Origin of the sequence: Mesorhizobium sp. M0938 (genome assembly GCF_040319125.1) — a bacterium.
GTDB lineage: Bacteria > Pseudomonadota > Alphaproteobacteria > Rhizobiales > Rhizobiaceae > Mesorhizobium > Mesorhizobium robiniae.
This window is the reverse complement of the sequence record NZ_JAMYNS010000033.1, coordinates 20,410-28,973: the sequence shown is the minus strand read 5'-3', so window position 1 is coordinate 28,973 and position 8,564 is coordinate 20,410. Positions and strand designations below refer to the sequence as shown.

The following is an 8,564-nucleotide window of genomic DNA, read 5'->3' as shown; positions in this document are numbered from 1 at the left end:
GCCGTCCCGTCTCCCGGACCCCGTGCCGGCGCAGATCGTCAATCACCAAACTCAGCAGCGAGCGATGCTCATCGAGCCACTGCGACATCGCTTTCAGCTCGCGGCCGATCTCGTGCCCGGCGAAAAGATCGAATATGTTGGCTTGGATGATGCGTTCTTGGCGCATTGTCGGGCTCCGGCGGTGGCGGGTTTTTCTTTGGAATCAGTGGCTTGATCCCAAAGTCTACCTGAAACCGCCGGGCTTGAGCGGCAAATCGCGATTCGTGAATGAATTTCAATGGCTTAGAGTTTGTGGACAGACACTAGATTAGCTGACCGAACCAACGCGTCGTCAAACAACCCTGGCCCGCGCCTTCAAGGACCGCTCGGCCGATCGCTTCCCAGCCCTTGCTGTTCGTGCCGAAAATGCGTGTGGGCTCGACTGGGCTGACCAATCTCTTCGGCATCGGGATTTCCGTCCTCCAGCCGGTCAAGGCTGTAATGCGGTTCGACCCGCTTGGTCAACTTGGCGCGCCCTGGAACGTGCGCCGATCACCAATGTGGATGCGATGCCGCGTGATGGTACCTTCGATTCTGTCCGAGCGTGTACCGGCGCGGCAGTCAGCCGAAGAACAGCTGAGCTACTGATATCGGAATGTAGCAGGTCCAAATTCGGATATTGCTCAATCAGCGTTGACGATGGCTTGGTGCACAAGCTTCCAACCAGACCCGCGCAACGACAGCCCGTCGCCTGAGGATAGTCGGCGAGGGCCGCCAAATCGCAAGCGTATCCTCCGTCGCATGCGCGCCGTCTTCGCCGAAAATGCAGACGCTTGTCTCGTCGAGAGATACATCCAGCTATTTTAGGGGGCTCCTCAGGATTGCGTGTTTGCTCGGGTGCGGACCGCCCCTCAGTTCCCAATCGAGGAGCGATACAACAATTCACATGTTTGGAGATCGCTCGCTAGGTGTTTAGTCCCGGCATTTGCTGGAGCGGATTTACGATGAACTGTTGGGGCTGGTCAGCCCATGCTTTGCAGATGAACTCGTAGGGCGTGAGCCCCTTGAGGGTCTTGAGCCTACGGGCGAAGTTGTAGGCGGCGACGAAGTCGGTGAGGTGCTGCCGGAGCTGATCGTGGCTCTCGTAGTAGAAGCGTTTGACGGTCGCGTCCTTGATGGTCCGGTTCATGCGCTCGACTTGGCGGTTATCCGGTATGTGATCTTTGGTGCCTATTCGTCCTGCTGTTCTTCTTTGGGAATGGCCTTATGGTGAGCCCATCCGGGACGTGGGGCACCGGGAGCACGAAAGTGCGGGCAGGCCGTGTTTAGACCGTGGGCTGAGAGCCCGAGCTCGTTACATGGCCGCCCCTCGCGACTTTCCCGGATGCGCTGCGAGCGCGGATCAGTAAGTGTCGTGTTGCCCGCCAGCTCCCGTCTTTCACCGAGCCAGGAAGGAGGGAATAGGCATGCGCATCATCGGACTGGATATCCATCGCGCCTTCGCCGAGGCGGTGGCATGGGAGGATGGCAGGCTCAGGCGGCTGGGTCGTGTCGACATGCGGCGCGATCTGCTGGATGCCTTCGCCGCAAAGCTGTCGTTGGATGATGTCGTCGTGATCGAGGCGACGGGCAACGCGTCCTCGGCCGCCGGGGTTGTCGCGCCGCATGTGAAGAAAGTGGTGATCGCAAACCCCAAACAGGTGCGCATCATCGCCTATGCCAAGATCAAGACGGACACGATCGATGCCGGCTTTCTGGCGCAGCTCTATGCCAGCGGCTTCCTGCCGGAAGTCTGGATTCCGGACGAACCGACGCAGGCACTGCGCCGGCAGGTGACGCGGCGCAATCAGATCGTCCGGCAAAGATCACGCTTGAAGAATGTCATCCAGTCGATCCTTCATAGCCACCTCATCCCGTCCTGCCCGCATGCCGACCTGTGTGGCGCCAAGGGCCGGTCGTGGTTGCGCGAGCAGATCGTGCCGGAAGACGAGCGCCTCGCGATCGACCGGCATCTGCGCGAGTTCGGCCGATTGGGCGAAGACCTCCAGGTCATCGAGCGCGATCTTGCCCGCTCGGCCCTCCAGGATGAAGGTGTAAAGCGGTTAATGACCATTCCCGGCGTCGATATGACCGTCGCGCTGGCGATGAAGGCGGCAATCGGCGACGTGTCGCGCTTCGATGAGCCGCAGAAGCTTGTGAGCTATCTTGGCCTGAACCCAAGCGTCAGGCAATCCGGGCCAGGTCCGGCATACCATGGACGGATCACCAAGCAGGGTCGCGGCCATGCCCGCGGCATGCTCGTTGAAGCGGCTTGGGCGGCGGCGCGTGCGCCGGGGCCGCTGCGGGCCTTCTTCCTGCGGGTTCGTGCCCGGCGCGGCCAGCATGTCGCGGCCGTCGCAACCGCACGCAAACTCTCTGTCGTAATCTGGCATCTGTTGACGAAGGGCGAGAGTTACGCCTGGGCTCGGCCTTCCCTGCATGCCAAGAAGCTGCGCGATGTGGAACTCAAGGCCGGGAGCAAGGCTGTGCGCGGCCAAAAGGGAGCCGCGCACGCCTACAACATCAAGAGCCGCCGGGAAGAGGAGAGGCGTTGGGTGGAACAGGCCGAGGGCGCTTACGCGCGCTTTGTCTCCGGCTGGAGCCGACGGGGTCCGAAGAAGGCGTGCACGGATGCCTCAAATGAGGTACGACGATAGAGGCTTCGCGGCAGGACTCTCACCTAGGATCCTGCTCTTCGCCACGCGGTCATCCATGCGCGACAAGAGAATAGCGCAGATTTATCAAAAAGGCTCTTGTCGATCACATCAGTGGTCCATGGATGCCTTACCTTGGTGGTGCGGTGCTCGATGTTGTTCCTGGCGCAGGTGAGCTCGAAGGCATGGGCCCAGACAGCCTCGCCATTGTCGAGAGCCTCCTTGATGAGGGGTACGGCTGACCCGCCTGCACCGGGCGTGGTGAACTGGATGCCGTTGTCGGTGAGCACGGTGTGGATCCTATAAGGAACGGCCGCGATCAGGCGCAGCAGGAACCCCTTGGATACGGCGGTGGTAGATTTCTCGTGCAACTCCACGAAGGCGAACTTCGAGGTGCGGTCGATGGCGACGAACATATAGAGCTTGCCCTGCTCGGTCCGCACCTCGGCAACGTCGATGTGGAAGTAGCCGATCGGGTAGCTCTTGAACTTCTTCTTCGCTGGCTTGTCGCCCTCGACATCGGGAAGCCGGCCGATGCCATGGCGCTGCAGGCAGCGGTGCAATGAAGATCGCGTCAGATGCGGGATCGTGGGCTGAAGCGCATAGAGGCAATCGTCCAGCGGCAGCAACGTGTAGCGCCGGAAGGCGACGATGACCGCCTCTTCCTCAACGGAGAGCACGGTCGAGCGCGGCTCCCTCGGGCCGGTCGGCAGATCAACGACCGAGGTCCGGCCCTTCCACTTCGCAACGGTCTTCTGGTTGATCCCATAGCGCTTGGCCAGCACTCTCAGGCTCTCTTGACTATGCTGTATCGCTCGACGGACCGCCTCTGTCGTCGTGGCGCTCCCATGGAGAATCTGGCCCATAGCGCATCCTTTGATTCGGACGACAAGAATGCCCCATCAAAGTCTGGGATCAAACAGCTAGGTACCCCGTCGGTGAACCCTGCAAGCCGATGCTTCAGATGCCGCCCATGCAGAGGTATTTCATTTCGAGGTAGTCCTCGAGGCCATGGCGGGATCCCTCACGACCGATGCCGGACTGTTTTATCCCACCGAACGGCGCCGCTTCCGAAGACATCCGGCCGGTATTTACCCCGACCATTCCATATTCCAAGGCCTCGGCGACACGCCAGACACGCTTCAGGTTCGACGCATAAAAATAGGCCGCGAGGCCGTAGATCGTTTCATTGGCATCACGGACGACTTGATCCGCATCTTTGAAGCGAATAATCGGTGCGAGCGGCCCGAATGTCTCTTCTCGCGCGACGGTCATCTCGCTGGTGACACCGGTCAGGACCGTTGGTTGGAAAAACGTGCCATTCGTGCCCAGGCGTTTGCCCCCGCATCGAATTGCGCCGCCTTTAGTTACGGCATCGGCAATATGGGATTTAATCTTGGCCAAAGCCTGCTTGTCGATGAGGGGTCCGATGTCCACTCCGGGCGCGAAACCGTCACCAACTTGAAGTTGGCGAGCCCGTTCCACGAATTTCTCGACGAACTCGTCGTGAACGCCCGACTGGACGTAAAGGCGGTTCGCTGAAACGCAGGTCTGGCCAGCATTGCGGTACTTCGCCTGGATCGCACCGTCAACTGCGGCATCGATATCCGCATCATCGAACACGATGAAAGGTGCATTGCCGCCGAGCTCTAGGCTGACTTTTTTGATCTGGTCCGAGCACTGGCGCATGAGTGGGCGCCCGATCTCAGTAGACCCGGTGAAGCTGATCTTGCGGACCTTGGGATTTGTGCAAAGTTCGCGGCCGACCGCGTCACCTTCGGATGCATAGATCAGGTTGACGACGCCTTCGGGAAAGCCTGCCTGATTGGCGAGGGCGAACATTGCTCCAGCCACGAGCGGCGTCTGTTCAGCGGGCTTGAGAACGATCGTGCAGCCCGCTGCCAAGGCTGGCGAAATTTTGCGCGTCACCATCGAGGCCGGGAAATTCCATGGCGTTATCGTGCCGACGACCCCGATGGGCTGCTTGATCACCAACATTCGGCGGTCCGTCGATGGTGCGGAGATCATCTCGCCATAGACGCGATTTGCCTCCTCGGCGTACCATTGCAGATACGCCGCACCGCCTGGTGCGCTCGGCTGCAAATGCATGCCTGGCGGAGTGGTCGCTTAGGTCAAGAGCATCGCGTGAGTAACAGCCTGACCTTGCTCAATCTGATGCGCGCTAACCGCCTCGCCGGATTGTGGAACTGCTCGCGGGTGGCTTCTACCACAAACAGCAAGGTCATGAAATCAAGCAGGAAGTCGTCAATCGCTTGGGCGATTGTTTCTGACTTGCCCTTGAATTGGTCCAGCAAAACGCGCGCGCTATCGATCGCTTCCACGCTGGTGGCATCAATCAACCGCTCGACCCTCTTGAAACAATCCAATTCGAAACTCCTTATGCGCTTGCCAAGCCGTTATGCACGAAGCTAGCTCTGTGAACTACCCGGCCTTTGACCTGCGGCACGAGCAGCAGTCGCCCTTACGTCCCGTGCCTCCAGACACGAGCCATAGACGTGGCGCTGAGGAGCGTTGGAAGAATCGGGCGCTTCCGGCCACCTCGAGCGGTAGTGTAGGACAGTGCTTGCTGGCGGCTACGGCCACAATGGAGTGCGCCAGCTGATCGGGGCTTAACAATTATTCGCTTTTTGCGGCCCCTAACTCTCGGCTATAACTCGGGCGGGCCTAATAGCCTGCCCACCTTGCAATTGTTAAAGAGGAACAAGTATATGCCGACTGGAACGGTGAAGTGGTTCAACAGCACCAAGGGGTTTGGATTTATCCAGCCCGACAATGGCGGTCCGGATGTTTTCGTCCACATTTCCGCTGTCGAACGCGCGGGCCTCTCGACCCTCGCTGACGGCCAGAAGATCAACTATGAGATCGAGCAGGACCGCCGCACTGGCAAGTCCTCAGCTGGCAGCCTCAGCAAAGCTGGTTGAAATTTTCTCCTGCGTCCTGGCAAGAGTAGGCACGTAGGTCCGGAGATCCTCACGGCCGCTCGATAGGAGCGAGCAAAAACTGAGGGCAGCAGATTGCTGCATGCGTCGCGAATTCCTCATGAAACAAAGTTGTTGGAAAGGAAGGCGGGGTTGGCCCCGCCTTTTTTATGTGACGCGCAGATTAAGCCGATGGCTGCAACGCTCCAGAACGAATCTCGATTGCCGAAATCAAGCCGCGACCTTCTTGCGGGTTCGCTTCGTCGGCGCAGGCTCCGGCGCTTCCGGCGCCTTCGGTTTGCGGCCGAGCCCCATCGTCTTGGCCAATGACGAGCGCGCCGCGGCGTAGTTCGGCGCGACCATGGGATAATCCGCCGGCAGGCCCCATTTGGCCCGATATCCATCCGGCGTCAGCCCGTAGCGGGTCGACAGATGGCGCTTTAAAGATTTGAATCTCTTCCCGTCCTCAAGGGAGATGATGTAGTCCGGTGTCACCGACTTCCTGATCGGGACTGCAGGCGTAAGGGCAACCGGCTCTTGTGCAGAGACACCTCCGGCCGTCGCTCTCAGAGCCGCATGCACTTGGCCGATGAGGGCAGGGAGATCCCCCACCGGGATCGGATTGTTGGAGACATAGGCCGACACGACATCGGCGGCAAGCTCAATGAGGGTGTCGACGTTTTTTCCGGCTTCTTCTGTCATGAAACTCTCCAGGCGGTGAAACATAGTCAGCGAAGCGTCGCTTCATAGGGGCCGTTGCCGCGGAAAGCAACAATGTCTCGACAGCGTTATTGCCAATGCTCGTCCAGAAGCGACATCGGTGCGCCATATTTCCCGTCGTGACCGCTGAGCCACTCGTTGTTGGCGACCCTGCCGAGGTGCGTGGCGCGTCCCGGCTGTAACTTTGCGTCGAAGTTGCTAGTAGTCTCGAGCCTAAGCGCGGTATTTTGTCTCGGTGTGACTTCTTTGGACTGTGAAATCGAGCGATAGTAATCGCTTGCTGGTGGGCGTCAGGGACGATGGAACAAACGTTCATTGGCAATGGCCAAAGCGATGTAAGTTCATCGCCCGGTGAGCCGCTCTTGCAAGGGGGCTGGGAACCGCCGCTGATAAACCAAGGACATCAATGTATTTCGAGGCGTTTCTTAGCCGGTCCTGGAGAGACGGCAATCGCTGCGGACGACACCTGTTCCACGATATCAAACAGCGCGGCGACACGGGCAGCTTCTCGAATCTGGAGCGGCTTCTCGCAAGCTGGCGCCGCGCCAAGAGGCCGGGCAAGGACAGTGCGTCGCCTGCTTCAATCATACGCATCAACCAGCCAGCGACGCTGTCCCATACGGAATCCCACGACCGGCCGTGTGATCTCGCCGGTAGTCGCCCCGGCCCTCTGCACGAAGCCTCGGGATGTGCTGACGATCAACAGGCCAAGAAGGTCGACGTCCTGAAGCAGGGATCACATGAGTTTGCCACGATGCGCAGGCTTGCCATGCGCTTCCGCGGCATTTTGCGGTGCCTGTGAATTCGGCAAGCTCGACACTTCGATCGACGTGGCGTCAACTCCGGGCTCGTCGCCATCACGCGTTTCGGTCTAGTCCTACGCCGTGACGTTGACGCCGTTCGCGCCATTGAACTACCGTGGAGCAACGGCCAGGCGGAAGGGCTGATCAACCGCCTGAAGACGATCAAACGTACCATGTAGGCTGAGCGGGCTGCGAACTCCTTAGGGCACGCATGCTGCCACTCAGCCGGCCTGATCACCACACAAAACGAGGAAGAACCTAGTCAAGTGCAAAGGGACAATTGCCTCGACAGCGGGTCCCGGAAGGTTTATGCTGCCCAATGTTACCGCAATCCGGAATGGCGATTGAGTACCTTCGCGAGTGAAGGGAGTGGAACTGCTTTGTCGGCCAAATTGTTGACGGAACGCCCGGCGCCCATTGTTGCTACATGTCTAGATTCTTGGGGCGTTTTGGATGATGCAATCCACCATCTCACTCCAAAGGGCAGTGGAATCTGGAACAATGTCGCTTTTGTACGCACGACATCCTTCGTGCCCGATTGGCATATTGTCTTTAACTCTGCTTCTCTTTTTGGGCTCCCTGTTGATATCGAGGCGAGCCCAAACAGGACAATTTTTGCAATCGGTGAACCGCCGACGAAAGCTCATCGCGCATTTCATGAAGGGCAGGGGAAAAATACTATCGTCCTGACGTCTGACGCAGAACTGGCTGCTCGGAAGAATGCAGAGCGTCGATTCGTTTTGTCTCCACCTATCACTCGGTCCTGGTCTGTAAACAAGACATATGACCAACTTCTGGTCAGCGAAGTCGTGGACAAGCCGCTTCGGCTCTCATGGATTACCAGTAACATCGCCCTGCTTAAAGGACATCGATATCGGCTGGCGTTTCTGGAACGGCTGAGAAAGGAGCTCGATTTTGACCTGTTCGGCCGAGGTTTTCGGCTGATTGGAGATAAATGGAACGCACTCGCACCTTACCGTTACAGTATAGCTTTCGAGAATACTCGTGCTGATTACTATTTTACAGAGAAGCTTATGGACTGCTTCGTTGCTGAAACAATGCCGATCTATTACGGCAGCCCGGCAATCACGAGGTTCTTCCCTTCGGACTCTATGGTTCTGATTGACCCAGAGGACAAGAACGTAATCCCAAAAATTCAAGAAATCATCGACTCGGACCTCTGGAAGGAACGTCGCGGCGCAATAAGAGAGGCGAAGCGGTTGGTCCTCGAGAAATACAATACGTTTGCTTATCTCGCGGGCTTCATCGAAAGCGTTCAGGATAAACCTTTACCGCCGGAAATTATACACATCGATTCGCCTGAGGTCGATTTTGGAATAGACGAATGAAGTACTCCAACGCTCGCTTCGCGTGCCCGGCGGTCGGTGGTCTGGCGAGATCGGTACGGAACGCTCGGCGGAGAATGCCTG

At 58.5% G+C, this 8,564-nt stretch carries 5 protein-coding genes and 5 pseudogenes; 4 read left to right on the top strand and 6 right to left on the bottom strand.

Annotated features, from left to right (window positions below; genetic code table 11):
- Together NKH73_RS31485 and NKH73_RS31480 are read right to left on the bottom strand one after the other, a co-directional pair.
- Window positions 1–166 (bottom strand): annotated as a pseudogene (locus tag NKH73_RS31485) (ISNCY family transposase); the annotation flags it as partial.
- A 777-nt stretch (window positions 167–943) separates the two neighbouring features.
- Window positions 944–1,189: pseudogene (locus tag NKH73_RS31480) on the bottom strand (integrase core domain-containing protein); the annotation flags it as partial.
- Window positions 1,190–1,445: 256 nt separating this feature from the next.
- On the opposite strand from NKH73_RS31480, the gene NKH73_RS31475 reads away from it, so the two are divergent.
- Complete coding sequence (locus NKH73_RS31475; RefSeq protein WP_352939153.1) at window positions 1,446–2,675, top strand: IS110 family RNA-guided transposase; 1,230 nt, start codon at window positions 1,446–1,448, stop codon at window positions 2,673–2,675.
- Window positions 2,676–2,788: 113 nt separating this feature from the next.
- Here the strand turns inward: NKH73_RS31475 and NKH73_RS31470 are convergent.
- The 3 genes and pseudogenes from NKH73_RS31470 to NKH73_RS31460 form a co-directional block, all read right to left on the bottom strand.
- A pseudogene (locus tag NKH73_RS31470) lies at window positions 2,789–3,538 on the bottom strand (DDE-type integrase/transposase/recombinase); the annotation flags it as partial.
- A 94-nt stretch (window positions 3,539–3,632) separates the two neighbouring features.
- Window positions 3,633–4,751 (bottom strand): annotated as a pseudogene (locus NKH73_RS31465) (NAD-dependent succinate-semialdehyde dehydrogenase); the annotation flags it as partial.
- 53 nt (window positions 4,752–4,804) lie between these two features.
- The gene (locus tag NKH73_RS31460; protein ID WP_352939150.1) at window positions 4,805–5,059 is read right to left on the bottom strand and encodes a hypothetical protein; all 255 of its coding nucleotides are present in this window, start codon (window positions 5,057–5,059) and stop codon (window positions 4,805–4,807) included.
- Between the two features lie 342 nt (window positions 5,060–5,401).
- On the opposite strand from NKH73_RS31460, the gene NKH73_RS31455 reads away from it, so the two are divergent.
- Window positions 5,402–5,614: a cold-shock protein gene (locus NKH73_RS31455; protein ID WP_023679670.1), complete on the top strand. Its 213-nt coding sequence runs from the start codon at window positions 5,402–5,404 to the stop codon at window positions 5,612–5,614.
- A gap of 228 nt (window positions 5,615–5,842) precedes the next feature.
- Here the strand turns inward: NKH73_RS31455 and NKH73_RS31450 are convergent, their stop codons facing one another.
- Window positions 5,843–6,313 (bottom strand): Ros/MucR family transcriptional regulator, encoded by a 471-nt coding sequence (locus tag NKH73_RS31450; RefSeq protein WP_352536062.1) that lies wholly within the window; start codon window positions 6,311–6,313, stop codon window positions 5,843–5,845.
- Between the two features lie 644 nt (window positions 6,314–6,957).
- On the opposite strand from NKH73_RS31450, the pseudogene NKH73_RS32680 reads away from it, so the two are divergent.
- Both NKH73_RS32680 and NKH73_RS31440 read left to right on the top strand, forming a co-directional pair.
- Window positions 6,958–7,318 (top strand): annotated as a pseudogene (locus NKH73_RS32680) (transposase); the annotation flags it as partial.
- Between the two features lie 160 nt (window positions 7,319–7,478).
- Entirely contained in the window at window positions 7,479–8,483 is a 1,005-nt protein-coding gene (locus NKH73_RS31440; RefSeq protein WP_352939145.1) for a glycosyltransferase family 10 domain-containing protein, read from the top strand.
- Window positions 8,484–8,564: the final 81 nt, after the last annotated feature.

Bases quoted from the DNA above. Each gene is read 5' to 3' on its own strand.
- NKH73_RS31475 (WP_352939153.1), top strand. From the start codon at position 1,446: ATGCGCATCATCGGACTGGATATCCATCGCGCCTTCGCCGAGGCGGTG.
- NKH73_RS31450 (WP_352536062.1), bottom strand. From the start codon at position 6,313: ATGACAGAAGAAGCCGGAAAAAACGTCGACACCCTCATTGAGCTTGCC.
- NKH73_RS31455 (WP_023679670.1), top strand. From the start codon at position 5,402: ATGCCGACTGGAACGGTGAAGTGGTTCAACAGCACCAAGGGGTTTGGA.